We start from the raw sequence: 19,601 nt of genomic DNA, 5'->3' as shown, positions 1-19,601 counted from the left end.
TGATGGGATTTTGAGCGTTTTAGGAGTGTAGCCAGGCTAGCTGGCAGACCAAAGCCGCGATCGAAACGCCGCCAGGCCCCCCACGCGCTTGCCCAAGCCCCGCCGTCGAACTGATAACACCACCTGCGTTCCTGACACCCTTGCCCCCGCTAACCCGTTACGGATTGGATCCCACATCCCTAAAGCGCGCGGAGCCGCCAGGTATCCTGGCAGCCCCGTTCGTCCTCTCTAGTGTAATTAAGATTTTTCTTTGTTTCGGGCTGACTGGGCTGCTCGCCAACCTTCAACCATTCGGCCAAAGTTCACCCGAAACTCCCCGATTCCCCACAAGCTGCCTGGCGCTGTTTCATCCCATGACGAAGACAACACCCCATAGCTCAAACCCAACACCCCCAGCACCAAGAATCCCAAACTGGACGAAAAAACCAGCACATTGGGTAAATGGACTTCTGTTTGCGTGTTGACAAAGTAGGCCCCGATGAAGCTGGCAAAGCTCAAGACCGTCGGGACACCACAAAACACCGTCATCCGTTTGGCCATCCGCTTGCTCACCGAATCGGGAATTGCCATTTCCGATCGCGTGTAGACCCGTTTGGGAGCGGAGTCCGGCTGGGTGGTTTGGGCGGGCTTGGCTTTGGTGGAGGGAGGCAGCGGGTTCAGCTTGCGCGGAGCCGGAGTCGTCGCAGGGGTTGGCTCGGATTCAGCCTTGGCCTTGCGGCGTTTTCCCGGTTCAAAGGGCAAGCGATCGCGCGGCGATGGAGAGGGAGGCTCGCCTGACACGATGGATAGCGCTCCCTAACCGCGAATGCCGAGTTTCTTGATCAGCGCTTGGTAACGCTCACGATCCTGCTTCAGGATGTAAGCCAGCAGGCGCTTACGGCGACCAATGATTTGCAGCAGACCACGACGAGAGGCGTGATCTTTCTTGTTCTTTTTCAGGTGTTCGCTGAGTTGCTCGACGCGCGCCGTCAACAACGCCACTTGCACATCCGCCGAGCCGGTATCGGTGCCGTGGGTTTGGAAGTCATTGATGACGGTTTGTTTGCGCTCTTGTTGCAGGGGCATGACGAATTTGCTTGGGTGTTGCTAAGTACAGACAGCAGCTCTCTAGAATATCACGCTCAGACCGGAGTGCAAGGGGACGATCGCTCGATTGCGATCGCCCCCGGGTTCACAGCGGCCGGGAAGCCCAAAGCCGCCCGGAAGTTGCCTCAAAAACCCCTACAAAACCCCCTAGACCGTGACTTGGGAGACTCCCTAAAAGTCACCTTCGGCGCTGGCTGCGGCCGTGGCCGCATGATCCAACTTGAGCACCAACACGCCCAACGGAGGCAAGCAGAGGTCGATCGAGTAGGGGCGATCGTGGAACCACCATTCCTCCGCCCATTTGCCCCCTAAATTGCCCATGTTGCTGCCGCCATATTTGCGCGAATCGCTATTGAGCACTTCGCGATAGAAGCCCAACTTGGGAACCCCCACGCGGTAATGGGAATGGGGTTGCGGCGTGAAATTACAAACCACCACCACAAAATCCTTGTAGTCCTTATCCCAGCGCACAAATGAAACCACACTGTGGTTGTTGTCGCTGCAATCAATCCACTCAAACCCTTCCTGACGGCAATCTTGGGTATAAAGGCAAGGCTCGTTGCGATAAAGCTGATTCAAATCAGTCACAAACTGCTTCAGCTTCTGATGGGGTTCGTATTGCAGCAAATGCCACTCCAAATCACCCCAAACATTCCACTCACTCCATTGGCCAAACTCCATGCTCATGAAGAGCGTTTTCTTGCCTGGGTGCGTGAACATGTAGGCATAAAGACAGCGCAAGTTGGCGAATTTTTGCCACTCATCACCGGGCACTTTTCCGAGCATATTGCTCTTGCCATGGACAATTTCATCGTGGGACAGAGCCAGCATGAAATTCTCGCTAAAGGCGTACCAAATGCTGAAGGTGACGTTGTTTTGGTGGAATTGGCGGAACCAGGGATCCATCGAGAAATAGTCGAGGATGTCGTGCATCCAGCCCATGTTCCACTTCAAATTGAAGCCCAAGCCTCCCACATAGGTTGGCCAAGAAACCATCGGCCAAGCAGTGGACTCTTCCGCGATCGAGAGTACGCCAGGATAGTAGCTGAACAACAGATGGTTGGTTTGCCGCAGAAAATCAGCCGCTTCAATGTTTTCTCGACCACCGTATTGGTTGGGCAACCATTCCCCATCCTTGCGGCAATAATCCAGATACAACATTGAGGCCACCGCATCCACGCGGATGCCATCAATGTGATATTTGTCGAACCAGAAAAGGGCATTAGCAACTAGGAAATTCCGCACTTCATTGCGGCCATAGTTGAAAATCAAAGTGCCCCATTCCTTGTGTTCGCCCTTGCGGGGATCGGCATGTTCATAAAGGCAAGTGCCGTCAAACCCTGCCAAACCATGGCCATCTTTCGGGAAGTGACCGGGCACCCAATCGACAATCACACCAATGCCGTTTTGGTGGCATTGATCGACAAAATACATGAAGTCTTGAGGCGTGCCATAACGCGAGGTGACGGCGTAATAACCAATGACTTGGTAACCCCAAGATCCATCAAAGGGGTGCTCTGCTACGGGCAACAATTCCACATGGGTGAAGCCCATCTCTTTGACGTAGGGAATCAGGCGATCGGCCAGTTCTTTATAGGTCAAAAACCGAGTGCCGGGCTTCAGTTCCGCCACTGAAACCGATTCGGCCGGCGTGCCGTCGTAGTGGGTTCCGGGAAATGCAAAGTTTTCATGCAACCAGGAGCCGAGATGGACTTCATAAACCGAAACCGGCTGTTCTAGGGGCGCGGTGTGGCGGCGCTTGTCCATCCAATCGTTGTCGCTCCACTGGTAGTGATCCAGGTTGGCCACGATCGAGGCGGTTTTGGGGCGCACTTCCTGCTGGAATCCGTAGGGATCGCTCTTTTCGTAAATGTGCCCTTCCCAGTTTTTGATCTCGAATTTGTAGGGATCTCCTGCTTTCACGCCGGGGATGAACAAATCCCAAACGCCGCCGTCCATTTTCCGCATTTGGTGCTTGCGGCCGTCCCAGTAGTTGAAATCGCCCAAGACGGAAACATTACGCGCGTTGGGGGCCCAAACGGCGAAGTAAACACCGCTGACTCCTTCAATTTCCGTGAGGTGGGCCCCCAGTTTTTCGTAAATGCGGTGGTGATTGCCTTCGCAAAAGAGGTGAACGTCAAAATCGGTGACCAGGGGCGATCGAAAAGCGTAGGGGTCATAGAGTACCCGCTCATGCTCTCCTTCTTGGATCCGCAGTTGGTAGTTGGCGATTTCGTGACGGGTGATGGTGCACTCAAAAAAGTGCGGGTGATGCACAGAGACCATCGGCACTTCAAGACGTTCTTCGGGAAAGATCGCCCAAGCGGCGCTGGCGCTGGGCAAATAGGCCCGAATTGCCCAGGTTGTTTCACCATCTTGCTGAAGCACCAGGTGGGGGCCAAGGACTTCAAAGGGATTGTGATGATGGTTGTGAACAATCCGATCGACTTGATCTTGGGCAATGGTAGGAATCATAGGGCGATCTTTTAAAACAACAGTCGAAAACAGTGGTCGAAAACAACAGTCGAAAAAACAGCGGTGACGAACAAAAGGGCGCAGACGAAAACAGCAAACAGCCATTTAGCCTGGGGGGCCACCGAGAGCCGTTTGGGGGCCGAAACTTGGGCGATCGCGCGCCCAGTGCCAGCGGCCACCATTCACCTTCAGGAGCATCTGCGGAATGGCTGAGACCTGCACAGTAACTGGGTTAGGGTTACCAAAAGCGTTTAACAAGGGGCTATTAGCAGGGGGCTTTCAATGGTTGGTTTCCGAGGGAAAATCTCAGCTTTTTCGAGGTTAATTCTCGGGGTTAATTCTTGGGATTAATTCCTGGGGTTAGTTTTCAGGGCTAATTCTCGGGGTTAATTTTCAGGAGGAAGTTTCAAGGGAGCTGGTCAAAAACGCTTGATCAAAAGGGGTATTCATTGCGATCGATGAGTGTTTGTCAACCATTAGCAACAGAAATTTGCACAGGGTTGCACAGACCATAGCAAATGGCTGCTGTTGTCTCAAGGGCGATCGGGGGCCTGGTAGTCGCCAGATTTGCCGCCAGTTTTGGTAATCAGCCGCACGGCCTCAATTTGCATTGACTTTTCTAGCGCCTTTGCCATGTCGTAAAGGGTCAAGGCGGCTACCGATGCGGCCGTGAGCGCTTCCATCTCTACGCCCGTTTCGGCTTTGGTTTTCACGTTGGCTTGGATGATGTAGCCCGGAAGGGCGCGATCGGGCGTGAGGGTGACCTGCACCTTGCTCAGGGGCAAGGGATGACAAAGGGGAATGAGGTTAGCCGTTTGTTTTGCGGCCATGATTCCGGCAATGCGAGCCGTCCCCAGCACGTCTCCTTTGGGGGCATTGCCAGACTCGATCGCCGCGAGGGTGGCGGGCAGCATTCGGACACGCGCTTCGGCCAGGGCTTCCCGCGTGGTGGCCGTCTTGGCGGAAATGTCCACCATTCTGGCTTCACCGCTGCCGTCCAGGTGGGTGAGCGAAGGGGCGGCCACGGCTCGATCGCCCCCCCCAGCGGCCAAATCAACGGCAGTGGCTGGGTTTGGCCCTCGCTCCAAAAAATTTTGGTCGAGACTTGTCATGCTCCGGATAACCTGTGCTATGATTGTTCGGCGCTAAACGGTTAACCGCCGTCGAGCTAGGGCGTGTAGCTCAGTGGATAGAGCACGTGACTACGGATCACGGTGTCGGGGGTTCGAATCCCTCCTCGCCCGTTTCAAGAAAACAATACGCTAAAAAGCTCTGATTCTAAGAACTTTTGCAGTTTTGAGTTTCGGGGTTCTCGCGATCCCGCTGAAATCGGTTGGATCAGTCAGGCTGAGTTGCTGACGAGATAGACCGAGCCTCAGCAAGTCGAGCACCTGAGTTTTGGTTGGGCTGTTCCTTGGCTCGATCCAGGAACCGAACCAGCGCACAGCGGCATTCCCAGCCCAATGGATCAGAGATAATTTAAAATCCCTGATCGCAAAGGACTGGATTGGATCCCATTCCCGAGCCAAGGTTGGGCGATCGGGATGCTGGAGCCATGCAAAGCGCCGAAGTTAGCCTAGTTGCGTTCGATCCACTTTTGGGCCCGCAACCGAAGGGCTACGGCATTCACCAACAGGTCTAAGCTCGCCTTCCGCTCATCGATCAAGAAGGGTTCGAGGGTGCTGTGGGGGCCGCCTTTTTCCGTGTAGGAAAATCCCTTGGTGGCGTTGATGTCGTCCTTGGGGAAATAAACCCGAAATTCCCGATCGCCCCAACTACCAATCACCTGAGAGCACTGGTTGTCTTCCAGCCCTTTGATGGGAACGGTGGCATTCACAAACTGCAACGCCAAGCCGGCCACACCGCGATCGACCAGGGCCTTTTGCAGGGCGGGCAAATATTCGGTTTCAATAAATTCGCCAAAGGGCTTGTCTTCCGGTTTGGGGGCTTTTTCTTTGGCTGGGGCAGCTTTTGGGGCCGCAGCGGGGGCCTTCGCTTGTACTTCCGCTTTCACTTCCGGATTGTCAGCCATGATGGTTCAGCAAATATGGTGCAGAAAATAGCGGGGCGATCGGGTTGCCTAGGTTCAACCACCACTGCCGGGACGTGACCCACAACGGGCGATCGGCAATGTGGGGGTTCTTGCGGGTCTCGAAACCTAAGCAACTGAAATCTAAACAAGTATTGTACGGAGCGGCGGGAAGTTCCGGCTAGCTTTGGACTTTTGGGCTGATTATCAAACCGATTGGCCACTGCCTAACAGCCCAGTCGATCCAGTCGATCGGGTGCGGTCGATCGGCTGTGGAATGAGCGATCGGCCAATGAATCAAGGCCCAGCGATCGGCTGCCATCAGCCCAAACCAGTTCTTGATCTGTTTTCGTCGTCCCTGATCTGTTTTCGTCGCCCTTGAATAGGTTTGCTATCGTTGGATCACCCTTTGCTCATTCCTGAATCATGGCCTCGCCCCTGGTTAAGCGGTTTTCCCTAGCCCTCAAGCGCTATTTGTGGATCCTGCCCGTGGGCCCAATTTTGGGGGCCGGCGTTGGTGCGGGACTGTCGTTGTTACCCGTGCCGCCCCCGCGCTATAGCATTTTGGGGGTTTTGTCATACCAACGGGCGGGGGTGTCGTTTTCGGAAACGGGAGCGGCGATTGTGGAGCAAGGGCAAACCCTATCGCCAGACATTTTGACCGCACCGGACATCATCGCGCCCGTGGCCAAGGAATTTCGGATGGATCCGGAGTTGTTGCTCAAAAGCCTGCGGGTGCGCGATCCCAACGCTGGTGACGAAAAGGAAAAGAAAAAAGAAAGCGGCCCGCCAACCTTGGAAGTGCGCTTCACGGATGAGAAAGGGGAGCGGGGCGAAAAGATTACAAACACCCTCATGAAGTTGATGGTGGAGAAAAGCCGGCAACTGAATGCTGCGCGGGTGAAGGGAATTATTGACGCGATTCGGGCCCGGCTGCCGCAGGTGATTGGAGAACTGCGGGCGGCGGAGCGCAATTTGGAACGATACGATCGGGTGGAAGGGGCGGCAATTTTGGCGGCCCAAAATGGGGCCCTGATTGAGTCGATCGCCACGATCGGGAATCAGCAGCGCCAACTGCAACTGCAACTGGAAGGCGTGACCGCCCAGGTGCGCTCCCTGGAACAGCGGCTGGGCCTGTCGGTGGACGATGCCTATGTGTCTTCGGCTCTCAGTTCCGATCCGATGCTGGCTCAGTTGCGGGTGCAGCTTCAGCAGGTGGAGGCGGAACGGCTGCTCCAAAGCCAACGCCTGCGGCCGGAGCATCCCCAAATGCAATTGTTGATGCAGCGGCAACAGTCCCTAGAGACCCTGTTGAATCGTCGGGCCCAAGAGGTGGTTGGCGGCAGCATGGCGGGGGCAAAACCGTTGGCGGCCACCAGTCGGATTCGATCGAGCAGCAGCCTGGATCCGGCGCGGCAACAGTTAGCCAACAGTTTGGTTTCCCTGAAAACCCAGCAGGAAACCCTGCAACGCCAACTCACCCTGTCCTTGAAGGCGGAACGGGAACTGCGTCAGGAATATGCAGGCGTGCCCAACAAACAGCTAGAGCGCGATCGCCTGGCTCAGCAGGTGGCCTTGAAAAAAGCGCTCTACGATCGAATGCAGGCCAAATTAGTCGATTCGGAAGCAGCCGAGGCGGAAACCGTCAGCAGCTTGACGATCGCCCAACCGGCCGCCATCCGCTCCGAGGAAATTGCGCAAAAGCTCTCCATGCGCTTGACCCTGCCGGCCGGGTTTGCGGGCGGTTTGGTCTTGAGCGGGGCGTTGTTGCTGGTGTTGGGAATGCTCGATCGCCGCTACCAGGCCGACAGCGAAATTCGCAGCGCCTTGGCCGAGCGGGATATCAAACTGCTGGGCATTTTGCCGGAATTGGCTGCCCGTGCGCCGGGCCTGTTGCCGGTGTTGGTGGAACCCTCGCCCTCAGGGGAAGCCTATGAACAATTTCGCAGCAACTTGCGCCGCCTGGATAGCAGCCTGAAAGTGCTGTTGATGAGCAGTGTGGACGTGGGCGAAGGAAAATCGGTGGTGGCCTATAACTTGGCGATCGCAGCGGCGCGATCGGGTAAACGCACCCTGTTGATTGAACTGGATTTGCGCGCTCCCTCCGCTGCCAAGGCCCTGCGCGTGGCTCCGGATCCGGATGCGGTTCGTGAACCGTTCCACTACTACAGCAGTTTGAACAACTGTGCGCGGATGGTTCCCGAGGTGGAAAATCTCTACATTGCCCCCAGTCCCGGCCCCCAGAATGATTGCGCGGCGATTTTGGAATCTAGCGAAATTCGGCAACTCCTGCTGGATGCCCGCAGTCGCTTTGATTACGTGATTGTGGAAGCAACGACCCTCAACAATGCCAACGATGCCTTGCTGTTGGAGTCCCAAACGGACGGGTTGATCTTAGTGGCTCGCCCTGGCCACACCGACAAAACCGCCTTCACTCAGCGGCTGGATGAGTTGACCGATGAGGAAACCAGCACCATTCGCTTAATTGGTGTTGCCATTGACAGTGCCGATTCGCCCTTTGAGCTGTTGGAAGAAGAACTCCTGCTGGAAGAGGATGCCGAGGCGATCGATCCGATGGCGGCGGTGGATGAATGGTCGATCGTGCGGCCGTCTTCCAATTCCGTGGCCGCGCGATCGAAACAACGCTAGGCACAGCCGGGCGATCGCCCCGATGCACCGTCCTAACGAGCTACCCAAACCAAAGCACCCGAGAGATCCCCCTGTTGGGTTGGTCTCTCGGGTGCTTATTTGAGCTTATTTGAATCAACTACGCTGGAAGCGATCGTTTAATTCTGGAAACGTTCAATTCTGGAAACGTTGAATCCTGGAAAAAACCTGGAAAAAACCTGAGCTAGACCTAGTAAGCAAGGGTTTCCAAGGTCTCACGCAGATAGCGACGCACCAGCAAATCCGTGACCGTGGGTTGATTGGGCGTGCTGGGTTGTTGTTCCAGCCAGCGTTCAAAACCGGAGCTAGAGGCGATCGCTTGCACCAAGCTTTCCCAAACGGCGGCGCGATCGGGTAAGGAAGCAGTCGAAGACGCGAGTGAAGGGGCCATGAAAACCTCCTAACGAGTGAAGCAATGCAGCAAATCCACTGCCATTGAGCAATTTTGAGAGAGCTAAACCCACCCGAAGGGCGGCGCTAAGGCTCAATTGAGGGGGCAATTGCAATCACGCCAGGTTGAAGGTGGGCGATCGCGATATCAGAGACTAGCGAAGTTGACATCTTCCCCTGCCTGAGGTCATTGTGACCGTGATGGGTCACGAAATCTGTCAACCATGAACCTTGCCACCGACCCATGATTTACCAGTGATTTACCAGCGATCCACCAGGTCATTGCCCCCTGACTCTCTTACTTGTAACGCAAGATTGCAAGGAAGACAGTGCTGGCCATCACTCCCCATCTTTAAATCCGGAAGCTGACGATGGCCCCATGAGCCGGCCATTCGTCGCTTCAGCCCATTTCCCAGCATTTTTGAACCGATTGATTGAAAAAGTGGATGATTGCCCCTGTCGATTGGCGGTTGGGGTTTTCAATCCTGAAATGGAGCCTTGCGAAAGAGACGGTTTAACGCGGAAAATTTGCGACGATTTACCCCTACCCCACACTGAGGCGCTGGAGCATGACCGATCGCGCCCGATCGGCCAGAGAGTCGTCCAGGCGGTTCAATGCACAGGGTTCTCCTGTTCGCCGGGCAATCGCCGTTTGGATCATCCAATCAGCCAAAAAGGGATTTTTCGGCAACAGGGGCCCATGGGAATAGGTGGCGATCGCGTTGCAGTGAAATGCGCCTTCGGTTTGGTCTTCGCCGTTATTGCCCAAGCCGCGCACCACCCGGGCCAGCGGCTCCACTGATCCCAGCTTGGTGCGGCCCCCGTGGTTTTCAAAACCGATCAGGTAAGGCACATCCCCCAACATCAGCCGCAACTCCCGCGCCAGCCGTTCGGCGGTCACCTCCAGCACCAGATTGCCGATGCAGCGGGGCGCGTCGGGGCCCGGATGCACAGTCACCAAATCCAACACGCCCAGCCCTTGGATGCGCTGACCTAAACCGGGTTCGTAATAATGGCCGAGCAACTGCGGTGCGCCACAGGTGAACACGCCGGGCACGCCGGCCTCGATCGCCCCTTTCAGGGCTGCGGCCTTGGCCCCTTGCAGATCTCGCATCACGATTTCCTGTTGGCGATCCTGTGCGCCGCCGCCCACAATCAAGTCCACCTGGGTGAACTGGCTGGGGTCTGTGTCTCGATCGAGCGCTTGAATTCGCACCGGGATGCCGCGCCATTCACAGCGCCGCTGCAAACAGGTCACATTCCCCCGATCGCCATAGGTGCTCATTAGCTTGGGATAGAGCCAGCCAATCACCAGGGGTTCAGAGAGGGTGGGCAAGGCGGAAAGACTCACGGGCAGAAAACCTGGGCAAGGTTGCGGAAGAATCGGAGCCAGTCTATCGCGATTGGCGAGATGCTGGGTTCGATCGAGAGGGTTCAGCGCCCGATCGCACCCAACCCTCCAGCGCCGATCGCACCCGATCGAGGGGTTCCGCCCAACTGCCGGGCCGCGACTGCCGAAACAGACGCATGGTTGGATACCAGGGCGTATCGGGGCGATCGCGTAACCAGCGCCAATCGGCCGCATAGGGCAGCAGCGTCCAAACCGGTTTACCCATGGCTCCGGCCAGGTGACAAATGGCCGTATCAACCGTGACGAGCAAATCGATTTGCGCCAGATCGGCCGCCGTGTCGGCAAAATCCTTGATTTGGGGCGCGAGGTCAACAATTCCCTGGGCCGCCAGACGCTCGGCTTCGGCCTCGGAGCGATCAACCTGGAAGCTGTAGAGCTGGACACCGGGACATTGCAGGGCGATCGCCAAAGGATCCAGTGCCATACACTTGCGGGCCGCGTCTTTCATGTGCGGGCCGCTTTGCCACACAATTCCCACCGCCAAGGCTTGGGAGGTTTGGCGCGGGAGCGGGCGCTGATTCACCAACGGGGCGATCGGCCGCAGGTAAGGAATCGGGGCGGGAATTTGCTCAACGGTGGTTCTCGCCAACCGAGGCAAGCTCAACAGCGACACATGGGCACGGTAAGGAATGTGGCAATCGTCACCCGCGAAGACCTGATCAACCCCAGCCACCGTTTCCATGAGCCGCACCAGCGATTGGGGACACCAAAGCACCACCCGATCGCACCGTTGCCGGGCCCAAGCCAGATAGCGGCTAAATTGCAGCGTATCCCCCAAGCCCTGTTCCGTCAGCACCAGCAACGTGCCCTTTAAGGGCTGCCCATCCCATTCGGGGCCCGCCGCTTGCACCCAAGGATTTTGATCCGAATACCGCCGCCATTCGTAGGCCCGCCAACCCTCATTCCATCGCCCTAGGGAGAGTAAGCAAAGGGCATGGTTGAGTCGCAGGTGCGGATCTTCCGGCAGATGCATCAGGGCCTGTTCTGTGATGGCCAAGGCTTCTTCAAAACGGTTGTCGTGAGCGAGGAGTTGCCCCAGTTGAGCGGCAGCATTGCCCAATTCGGGATTCCAGGTGAGGGCTTGCCGAAAGCATTGCTCTGCCCGCCCAGGATCAGTGTCATTCCAGGCCAGTCCTTGCCAAAAGGCGATCGCGGCCTGTTGTTTGGGAGCCAGTTGCTGAATGGTTTTCGGGAGTGGGTGTTGGCGTAACCAGGCGAGCCAAGGTTCTAGGCCTGCTTGCTCTGTCCAAACTTCTCCAAGGGTGGGATAGGTTTCAGGGAGTTCCGGATCCTGGGCGAGGGCCGTTTGCAACGATCGCAGGGCCGTTTCCCGATCGCCCTGATCGAGCGCCAGCAGTCCGGCGTAGTAATGGGCGATTCCCAGTTGTGGATCCAGGCGCAAAGCCAAGTCGAGGGCCCGTTCCGCTGGTTGAGTGGCTTGGGTGGCTCGATAGGTGGCGCAAAGGTTCACGTATAGACCCGCCCAATGGGGATCCTGCTGAATGCCTTGCCGGTAGTGATGACGGGCGGTTGACCATTGCTCAGCCCCTTGGGCCGCCAAGCCGGCCTGAAGCTGGGCGATCGCCTCGGGAGAATGGGCCAAAAGATGGCTGTGCGAGGATTGCATAGTTGCCAAAATTGAGAGCTTCCCAGATGCGGAGTCTCCAAAATTCAGAGTCTCCAAGCTTTAGAACTGTTCGGCCAGCAGGGCCGATCGCACCTGCTGTAAGGGTTCCGACCAGTCACCAGGCTCGGTCTGCCGAAAGAGCCGCATGGTGGGATACCAAGGTGTATCGGGGCGATCGAGCAGCCAGCGCCAATCGGCTGCAAAACAGAGCAACGTCCAAACCGGTTTGCCCATCGCTCCGGCCAAGTGACAGATGGCCGTGTCCACCGTGATCAGCAGGTCGAGCTGGGCCAAATAGGCGGCCGTGTCGGCAAAGTCCTTGATCTGCGGAGCCAAGTCAATGATTCCAAATTGAGCCAGGTGAGCCACGTCCGCATCGGAGCGATCGACCTGCAAGCTGTAGAGCTGCACACCGGGCAAATTGAGGGCCGCCGCTAACTCCGGGAGACTGCTGGATTTTTGGCGGTGGACGGCTTCTAGGCGATCGCCCGATCGAAACCCACTGGCCCAAACAATCCCGACCCGGCGTTGATCCGGTTTCGACACCGGTTTCGGCAGTGGGAGCGGCTCGGTGGTGGTGGGAAACAGGTAAGGAATCGGAGCCGGGACGCGATCGACCGTGGTTTGGGTCAAGCGGGGCAGACTGGACAGGGGTAAATGGGTGTTGAAATGGAGGGTTTCACAAACACCATCGGTGACATATCCCGCCCCTGGAGCCGATCGCATCACCCGTACCAGCGCTTTCGGGCACAGCAGAATCACCGTTTGGCAGCGATCGGCAACCCACTGAAGGTAGCGGGCCCATTGCAGTGAGTCCCCAAAACCTTGGTCAGCCCAAATCAGAATCGTGCGATCGGGAATTGGGGTTCCGTCCCATTCCTGACCGGGCAAGTCCTGCTTGGTCATTTGTCCCGATCGCCACTGCCACTCATTTTCCAAAAACCCCTCCGTCCAGCGCCCCAGGGTGAGCAAACAGAGGGCCCGGTTGTGGCGCAACGTGCCATGATCCGGCCAGCGAGCACAGGCGGCATCCAAAACGGCTAAGGCTTCCGTCAGGCGGCGCTGCTCCGCCAGGATCAGGCTGAGTTGAATGTGGGGCGGTTGGTAGGTCACCTCATCGGCGATCGCCTGTTGCAACCAAGTTTCTGCCGTGGCCAAATCTCCATCAAAGTAATGTTTGAGTCCTTGCCAATAGCCGATCGCCGCGCGATCGAAGGAGGGTAAATTGCGCCAAGTATCAGGCAGGGGGCGCGATCGCACCCAATCCATCAACTCGGGAAACTGATCTTGATTGTTTAACCGATGGGCAGCGGCTACGTAGAGGGCTGCGGACTCAGGAATTTGATCCAAAAGATGGTGGCAGGCTTGAATCGCCTGGGTTCGATCGGCCCAATCCAACAGGGCTAACCAATTACGCACCCCGATGGCGCTGTGCGGATCCAGACGCAACGCTTGGGCGCAGGCCTGGCGAGCGGCGGCCATCTTGCCCAATCCCTTCAGGGCTGCCGCCAGGTTGATATAAATACCGGGAATTGCTGGATCCAACCGGAGGGCCGCCCGATAGCCTGCCAGGGCGATCGACCAGTCTGCTGCCGCCAGGGCTTGGTTCGCTTGTTGGGCCAGGGCGATCGCCTGATCTTGGACGCTGCCTTTCACCGCTGTGGTCTCCTGATCTGTGGTCTCCTGATCTGTGGTCTCCTGATCTTTGATCTCCCGATCTGTGGCGCAATGGATGGCGCGGTCTGTAGCGCGATTTGTATTGAAGCGAAAATTCCTAAACAATGAAGTCCCTAAAGACTTTCTCAAAACTTAACTTTCTCAAGACTTAAAGAATGCCGCGACCCGTGAGAATTTCCCGAACTTCCAGCATGGCGGAATAGGTGGGCAGGACGTAGAGGGTTTCGCCGTCGGGCAGTCGATCGAGGGCGTTTTGAATCGCTGCCTTGAGGTTGGTTTCCACCGACAGGGTGGCGGGCCCGGCGGGGCGATCGGGATCGCTGTAGGCCAGCCGCAGGGCCATGTCATAGGCTCGATCGCCACTGACCACCAGCGTGGCCCCCGTCGCCACCAGCCCTTCCGTGTCCGCATCCCAAATCCAAGACACATCGGTTCCGTCCGGTGTGCGATCGTTCAGCACCAGCAACACCGTGGGCGAAAAGGGGCGATCGCGCGTCAGTTCCACCACCGTTCGTAGGGTTTCGTTGGTTCCCACCGGGTTTTTGGAGAGCAAAATTTGCACCGATTTTCCCTGCACCGTCAGGGATTCCGCCCGGCCAAAAGCCGCTTGAAAATTGCGAATGGCCGCTTGAATGGGTGCTTCCCCAATGCCCAGGGCTTGGGCGGTGGTGGCGGCGGCCATGGCGTTGTATTGGTTATAGATGCCCACCAATAATTGCGGCCAGTCGCGGCTATTCAGCAACGGGCGCGATCGCGCAAAACCGCAACTGGGGCAGTGATAATCGCCCAAATGGGATAGATAAACGCCCTCATAGGTCAAAGAGTGACCACAGTTGGGGCAATAAATGGAATCAACGGCGTGGGGAATTTCCGGTAAAAAGCGCTCCGGTTCACTGAGGCCAAAGTAGCGAACTCGGGCTAGATCTTCCCACTGGGCTTCCAGTTGTTGTCCAAAGTGGCAGAGGGTGGGGTCATCGGCGCTCAACACGGCGATCGTGTGGGAGAGCGGGGCGATCGCCCGTTCCCAGCGGCGAGCAATCGTGTCCACCTCGCCGTAGCGATCGAGCTGGTCACGAAACAAATTCATCGCCAACAAGATCCGCGGCCGAATTTGCGGTAGCACCTTGGGCAGGACATTTTCATCCACTTCCAAGATCGCAAAGTCCCGATCGAGCCGCCCCAGCCAATTCGCATCCGCCAGCAAAGCCGCCGTCAGACCATTTTCCAGGTTGGCCCCTGTGGCGTTGTGGGTCACCCGATAGCCCTGGTTTTCTAAAATGCTTCGCAGCAGCAGGGCCGTGGTGGTTTTGCCGTTGGTTCCGGCCACCAAAATCGCGCCCTGTTTCACTTGAGCTGCTAACAGAGCCAAGGCATTGGGCTGAATCTTGCGGGCAATGCTGCCGGGCAACACACTCCCGGCCCCGCGCCGCAGCAACCGCACGGCTAGGGCGATCGCCCGGGCGGCCATCACTGCCGCTGCTAGTCGCAAATTGTCGATTGCGCCCGCCATGAACCCCTGTCCGCAAAACCCCCGCTATCCTACCACCCGGCGGCTGGGCCCCCGCGCGGGAGACTGTGAACCTGAGACGATGTTTGAAAAGCCACAATTGAGACACCACTTGCCCCAACGATCAATGCAAACAAACGATCAATGCAAACAAAGGTCTTAAGCCTCTTGCCCCCCAAGACTATTGGGGTCTGACCAGGGCTGCAAGATACTTTTCAAACAGTCTTTTAGGAAATCGTGACCAAAGAACGAGTCTTGGCTCCAGGTGTAGTAGTAGCGACCAAACCCATAAAACCCCATTGTTGATTCGGTGTCGGGGCGATCGTACTCGGATTGAGACTCACCCCCACCGAGGGCAAAGGTACTGGGTAAGTGACCGATCGGGGCGCTGAGATCGTAGGGAATCTTAGTTCGCCGCTTAAAGTCGTAGTCCGGCACATGCCACCCATCATAGGTTTCGACTTGCCAGCCCACAGCATCCCCAAAGCAGTGACATAAATCCTGGCGGGAATAATTGAAAGGCTTACAGGTTTCTGCTGTGCAAGCATTCCATAATTGGGCTTGGATGGAAAACCCAAAGCGATCGCGACTGTAGATCCGCCAGAGGCGATCAATCGCGACCAAACTACTCTGCGGAAAATTCTGAAGATCACTTTTTCGCAACCAGAGATTAGATCGATCGGCGATCGCCTTCATTAGAGCAATCGTTAAATCATCTGCCGCCTGCCATTGTTGCTTGGCCAGTAAGCTTTGCAACTCGTAATAGCGATCGCGATCGCTCAAGTCAGGTAATTGGAAATGCTGCCATAAGCCTTCCAAGGCGATCGCTTCAGTGCAACCCAAGAGTTGCTCGATCGCCGCTTGTTGCACTAATGGATTGGGCGATTTCAAAGCACGAACCACTAAAGCAATTCCTTCTAGACCCCGCTGCATGGCAATGGTTACGGCGGAGAGTTGATTGGCTTCTGAACCACTGACAAAGCATTGCAATAGCTCTGGCAAGCCAAATAGGACGATCGCACTAGAAGCCTGGTAATCCGATTGATGTTCACTCAAAATATCACCCGCTTTCATTGAACAACTTCGCAATGATTGATCACTTTGTCGAACTCAAATAGAGATTTTATTTTGATCTTTTTAAGAAAGATTCATAAACAGAACATGAATAAAAAACTAATTTCAATGAATGGGAGTACACAATTGGCCATTTTCTGAAAATATTGGCTATGCTGAGATCAGGCTAGCACAGATCATCTAGTAACCTTCCAAAATTCTGTAGCCTGCCGCAGTCAGACCATGGGCAAAATCATGAATTACGATGATTCCAGACCAGATCAAGTCTGGCCAGATTCTCCCCAGTCAGTCAATAGCTATCGAAATCAAAACCTGAAAAATTTTTCCTTTCGAGGCAAAAACCTGGCTAATACAGATTTCAGTTACTCAGACCTCAGAGGATGTGACTTTTCCGATGCAGACCTAAGCAATGCTAATTTTACAGGGGTCATCACGGGCCAAACCAGTCGCCAACTGCTACGGCAACTGGGTTGTGCAGTCCTGGGGGCGATCGTTCTAATTATCATTGCTTTTGCCTGTGCTCACCTGGCGGAGGCCCTTGGTCTTGATCAAGTAGGATTTGAGCGATTAATAGGTTTTTTCTCGTTGCTCTTTTGGATATTTTCACAATCAATTCGCAACGCTGTTGAAGTTCGTTGGCCAGGCCTAACGCTAATCCTCAATATGGCAGCCGTCAGCCTTCTGATTATGATGGGGTTGCTATTCAGCCTATTTAGCCTTTCATTTACGCTAACCGGCAATGCTCTTGGGCCTTTGTCAGGGTTCACAGGATGGGCAGTTATGGGGGTTATTGCTCCATTACTCATTGCAGTCATTGCAGCGTTCTGGCTCCATCGTCTGATGCAGGAAATACCGGGTACTCTTTTTCGATCGACCAACTTAACTGGAGCCAACTTCAGCAATGCCCAGTTACAAAATGCGAATTTTTTGCGCGCAACCCTAACTGGAATTTGTGTGTTTAACTGGCAGTTAGGTTCCCAAAATTGCTGGACAGATAGTGCCTGTGAGTATCTTTTTTTAGGTGAAAATTACAGCGATCGGGAGCCAGAGCGTGCCCAGTTTACTCCCATAGCTTGGAGTCAGCACTGCGATCGCCTTGCCAAACCACATCAATCAACCTAATGACTTCTGATGTAATTCTGAATCGAGATCGCAACTCAAGATAGCCCCAAAATTCATCATCCCTAGCCATGATCGAAATTGTAGATCAAACACCCAATCGGTTACAGTTGCGCGATCGCGATTGGAATTGGCTGGGTTTAGGATTATTGGGGCTTCCTTTTGTCACCGTCGGCTTGATTGTGGGACTGGCCGTCAGCAATCGAACCACGCTCAATTGTCAGCGATTGGCAACTAATCCAAAATCAATGGTCTGTCAACGAATAATTGATGGCTACTTGGGACAAAATACCCTAATAATTCGTGAACCCTTGATGCGTGCATCCGTTCGCAGAACCAGCGGCGTTGGTGTAGTTCTATATTTTTCTAAAACACCCGAACTAGAATTAGTTAACCATCGAATTATTGTTAGTTACAAACAAGAAATTATTGCCAATAAAATCAATAACTTCATTCAGAACTCTCAGATCAAAATACTCAGCGTTGTTCAAGATGATTATCTTGAAGGGTTAATGAGTGGCTTAATGTTTCTGCTCCCTGGACTATTTTTGATAATTCAAGGAGTGACTACCCCAATGCTGATTACTTGCGCATTTGACAAAACCAGCGATCGAGTCACGATCTTCAAACAATACCTATTCAAGATTTCTAAGACTATTGAAGCGCCTCTTAGCCAAATTTCTGAAATCAAGCTCCAAGAATCATCACTCTTTACCAAGAAGCCTTGTTTTTATCTAAGTCTCCATGATCACTCCAATGAAAATCTAAACGCTCGCATTCAGTTCCCGACTCAACTCAAGCGCTCACCAATTATTATCTCTGGCTTGCATATCAATCAACACCATCTGTTAACTGTTCGTCGAACCATTCAGCAATTTCTCAATAATTCATAGCCCAGTCTGTGATCAGAATCCATAGCCACATGATTAGGCATTGAGTCGCGCGATCGCGTCGAGCACCCTGCTGGATTTTGCAAGATTTAGTGTTTGATAGACGGAACCCAACTTGCTGTGTGAGGACGTGATGGCAAAACGCATTCCAGAACAAACGGTGAAAGCCGGTGACTACACCTGGGTCTATCGCGAGGTTGTGCCCGAGTCGCCCAACGATCGCCCGCCTGTGTTGCTGCTCCATGGGTTGGTGGCCTTTGGCTATAGCTGGCGAAAGGTGTTACCCGCCTTGGCGGAACAGGGCTTCCGGGCGATCGCCCCGGACTTTCCCGGCTTTGGTGCGTCCGATCGCCCCGAGCGGCTGGATTTTGCCTACACGCCCGATGCGCTGATTGGGTTGCTGGAGCAGTTTTTGGATGCGATGAATCTCGATCGCGTCTCGATCGTGGCCCAGGGATTTTTTGGCTCCCTGGGGATTCAGTACGCCTTGCGGAATCCTGATCGCGTCGAGCGGCTGGCGATCATTAACGGGCCGATTTTCCCCGATGCCAAGCTGCCCTGGAAAATTTCCCAAATGGCGATTCCGCTGGTAGGCGACATGATGACCCAAGATCCGCTGCTGGTCGATCGCCTGTTAGAAGGTGGCGGCCCCTACCAAGTGGATGATGCGGATTTGGATGTGTATCGCCGGCCGTTCCTGACCAGTTCCGGAGCGGGGCGGGCGCTGCTGGCGGTGTTGCAAAACCTGCGGTTGAAACAGACTGTGCAAGAAATTACCGAAGGCCTGACCCGCTGGGAAAAACCGACCTTGGTAGCCTGGGGCACGAGCGATCCTTGGTTGCCGGTGGAAGCCGCCAAGGCCGCCGCCAAAACCATTGCCGACTGCGAGTTTGTGGAGATGAGCGAAACGGGTCACTACGCCCAAGAGGACTGGCCAGAAAAGGTGTCAGAGGCGTTGATTCCCTTTCTCCGGCGAATGGCGACTTGACAGGCGGGTGGGATGTCGATACATATCGTTACAATTCAGTGATCCAACGAATGGGCCACAAGCCTGTTCATCATTCGATTTTTCCCGCACTTTTTTTAACGAGAACCCCATGATTCGACTTCGTTCGGCCCTGTTGGCCCTGGTGATGGCGGCGGCGATCGCCCTCACCAGCTTGGGCTTTGCCCCCGTTGCCCAAGCAGAAACCTACTCCAGCGCCCAAAAATCGCAAATTGAAATTTTCGTGCCCGGCGTGCAAGACATGCGCGATCGGCTGCCGGAACTGGAAAGCTACATCGAAGGCAAGCGCTGGCGCGAAATCCAAACCTTTGTCCATGGCCCCTTGGGCGAGTTGCGCGAACGGTTGAGCCGAGTCAGCCGCCGCTTGAAGGGCAGCGATCGCGCCACCGCCGAAGCTGCCGCCAAGGATCTGTTTAAACACCTAGTGGCAATGGATGAATTTGCGGGTCAGTTTGACTACAAACGCGCTGGCAATGAATATTTGGCGGCTGTCAAAGCCTTCGATCAATTCCTGAGCGTTGTACCGCAATAGTTCGTTTTCGTAAACGATTCCTCAGTCAGCCCTTCGATCTAATCGGTGCGATCGAAGGGCTATCTCAGAGCAATGAAAGCATCATCTAAGTTAACGTCAGTTCGGGATAAG

Annotated in this window: 17 protein-coding genes and 1 tRNA gene; 6 read left to right on the top strand and 12 right to left on the bottom strand. The window is 55.2% G+C overall.

Features of this window, described 5'->3' with window-relative positions:
• Positions 1 to 36 precede the first annotated feature (36 nt).
• From AMR42_RS20145 to moaC, 5 genes are all read right to left on the bottom strand, one after another.
• Positions 37 to 177: a hypothetical protein gene (locus tag AMR42_RS20145; protein WP_158234325.1), complete on the bottom strand. Its 141-nt coding sequence runs from the start codon at positions 175 to 177 to the stop codon at positions 37 to 39.
• Between the two features lie 60 nt (positions 178 to 237).
• The gene (locus tag AMR42_RS02385) at positions 238 to 780 is read right to left on the bottom strand and encodes a PAM68 family protein (RefSeq protein WP_099531876.1); all 543 of its coding nucleotides are present in this window, start codon (positions 778 to 780) and stop codon (positions 238 to 240) included.
• 15 nt (positions 781 to 795) lie between these two features.
• Complete coding sequence (rpsO, locus tag AMR42_RS02380) at positions 796 to 1,065, bottom strand: 30S ribosomal protein S15 (protein WP_099531875.1); 270 nt, start codon at positions 1,063 to 1,065, stop codon at positions 796 to 798.
• Positions 1,066 to 1,257: 192 nt separating this feature from the next.
• Positions 1,258 to 3,561 carry a 1,4-alpha-glucan branching enzyme gene (gene glgB / locus AMR42_RS02375; protein ID WP_199858060.1) on the bottom strand — a complete coding sequence of 768 codons (2,304 nt, stop codon included), beginning with the start codon at positions 3,559 to 3,561 and terminating at the stop codon, positions 1,258 to 1,260.
• A gap of 533 nt (positions 3,562 to 4,094) precedes the next feature.
• Positions 4,095 to 4,673 (bottom strand): cyclic pyranopterin monophosphate synthase MoaC, encoded by a 579-nt coding sequence (gene moaC, locus AMR42_RS02370; RefSeq protein WP_099531874.1) that lies wholly within the window; start codon positions 4,671 to 4,673, stop codon positions 4,095 to 4,097.
• A 59-nt stretch (positions 4,674 to 4,732) separates the two neighbouring features.
• Here moaC and AMR42_RS02365 point away from each other — a divergent pair.
• Positions 4,733 to 4,805, top strand: a tRNA-Arg gene (locus AMR42_RS02365).
• 332 nt (positions 4,806 to 5,137) lie between these two features.
• On the opposite strand, the gene AMR42_RS02355 is transcribed toward AMR42_RS02365, so the two are convergent.
• Positions 5,138 to 5,593: a DUF2996 domain-containing protein gene (locus AMR42_RS02355; protein ID WP_099531872.1), complete on the bottom strand. Its 456-nt coding sequence runs from the start codon at positions 5,591 to 5,593 to the stop codon at positions 5,138 to 5,140.
• A 423-nt stretch (positions 5,594 to 6,016) separates the two neighbouring features.
• Between AMR42_RS02355 and AMR42_RS02350 the strand changes: the two genes are divergently transcribed.
• Positions 6,017 to 8,239 (top strand): tyrosine-protein kinase domain-containing protein, encoded by a 2,223-nt coding sequence (locus AMR42_RS02350; protein WP_099531871.1) that lies wholly within the window; start codon positions 6,017 to 6,019, stop codon positions 8,237 to 8,239.
• A 208-nt stretch (positions 8,240 to 8,447) separates the two neighbouring features.
• On the opposite strand, the gene AMR42_RS02345 is transcribed toward AMR42_RS02350, so the two are convergent.
• From AMR42_RS02345 to AMR42_RS02320, 6 genes are all read right to left on the bottom strand, one after another.
• The gene (locus tag AMR42_RS02345; protein ID WP_099531870.1) at positions 8,448 to 8,648 is read right to left on the bottom strand and encodes a hypothetical protein; all 201 of its coding nucleotides are present in this window, start codon (positions 8,646 to 8,648) and stop codon (positions 8,448 to 8,450) included.
• Positions 8,649 to 9,191: 543 nt separating this feature from the next.
• On the bottom strand, positions 9,192 to 9,998 hold the full coding sequence (locus tag AMR42_RS02340; RefSeq protein ID WP_190356168.1) for a type 1 glutamine amidotransferase: 807 nt from the start codon (positions 9,996 to 9,998) through the stop codon (positions 9,192 to 9,194).
• Positions 9,999 to 10,041: 43 nt separating this feature from the next.
• Complete coding sequence (locus AMR42_RS02335; protein WP_099531869.1) at positions 10,042 to 11,685, bottom strand: tetratricopeptide repeat protein; 1,644 nt, start codon at positions 11,683 to 11,685, stop codon at positions 10,042 to 10,044.
• A 60-nt stretch (positions 11,686 to 11,745) separates the two neighbouring features.
• Positions 11,746 to 13,341 carry a tetratricopeptide repeat protein gene (locus AMR42_RS02330; RefSeq protein WP_099531868.1) on the bottom strand — a complete coding sequence of 532 codons (1,596 nt, stop codon included), beginning with the start codon at positions 13,339 to 13,341 and terminating at the stop codon, positions 11,746 to 11,748.
• Positions 13,342 to 13,510: 169 nt separating this feature from the next.
• Entirely contained in the window at positions 13,511 to 14,872 is a 1,362-nt protein-coding gene (locus tag AMR42_RS02325; protein WP_099531867.1) for a Mur ligase family protein, read from the bottom strand.
• 156 nt (positions 14,873 to 15,028) lie between these two features.
• Positions 15,029 to 15,943, bottom strand: coding sequence for a GUN4 domain-containing protein (locus AMR42_RS02320; protein ID WP_099531866.1), 915 nt, complete (start codon positions 15,941 to 15,943; stop codon positions 15,029 to 15,031).
• Positions 15,944 to 16,165: 222 nt separating this feature from the next.
• Here AMR42_RS02320 and AMR42_RS02315 point away from each other — a divergent pair, with 222 nt between their 5' ends.
• The 4 genes from AMR42_RS02315 to psbQ all read left to right on the top strand — a co-directional run bounded on the left by AMR42_RS02315 (position 16,166) and on the right by psbQ (position 19,490).
• The gene (locus AMR42_RS02315) at positions 16,166 to 17,065 is read left to right on the top strand and encodes a pentapeptide repeat-containing protein (RefSeq protein WP_099531865.1); all 900 of its coding nucleotides are present in this window, start codon (positions 16,166 to 16,168) and stop codon (positions 17,063 to 17,065) included.
• Positions 17,066 to 17,133: 68 nt separating this feature from the next.
• Positions 17,134 to 17,955, top strand: a complete 822-nt coding sequence (locus tag AMR42_RS02310) for a hypothetical protein (RefSeq protein ID WP_143472899.1) — start codon at positions 17,134 to 17,136, stop codon at positions 17,953 to 17,955.
• Positions 17,956 to 18,085: 130 nt separating this feature from the next.
• Positions 18,086 to 18,940 carry an alpha/beta fold hydrolase gene (locus AMR42_RS02305; protein ID WP_099531863.1) on the top strand — a complete coding sequence of 285 codons (855 nt, stop codon included), beginning with the start codon at positions 18,086 to 18,088 and terminating at the stop codon, positions 18,938 to 18,940.
• A gap of 109 nt (positions 18,941 to 19,049) precedes the next feature.
• Positions 19,050 to 19,490, top strand: coding sequence for a photosystem II protein PsbQ (gene psbQ, locus AMR42_RS02300; RefSeq protein ID WP_099531862.1), 441 nt, complete (start codon positions 19,050 to 19,052; stop codon positions 19,488 to 19,490).
• Positions 19,491 to 19,601 lie beyond the last annotated feature (111 nt).

Source organism: Limnothrix sp. PR1529, from assembly GCF_002742025.1.
Classification (GTDB): domain Bacteria; phylum Cyanobacteriota; class Cyanobacteriia; order CACIAM-69d; family CACIAM-69d; genus CACIAM-69d.
The sequence above is the reverse complement of the archived record's forward strand: the minus strand, read 5'-3'. Positions and strand labels throughout refer to the sequence as shown.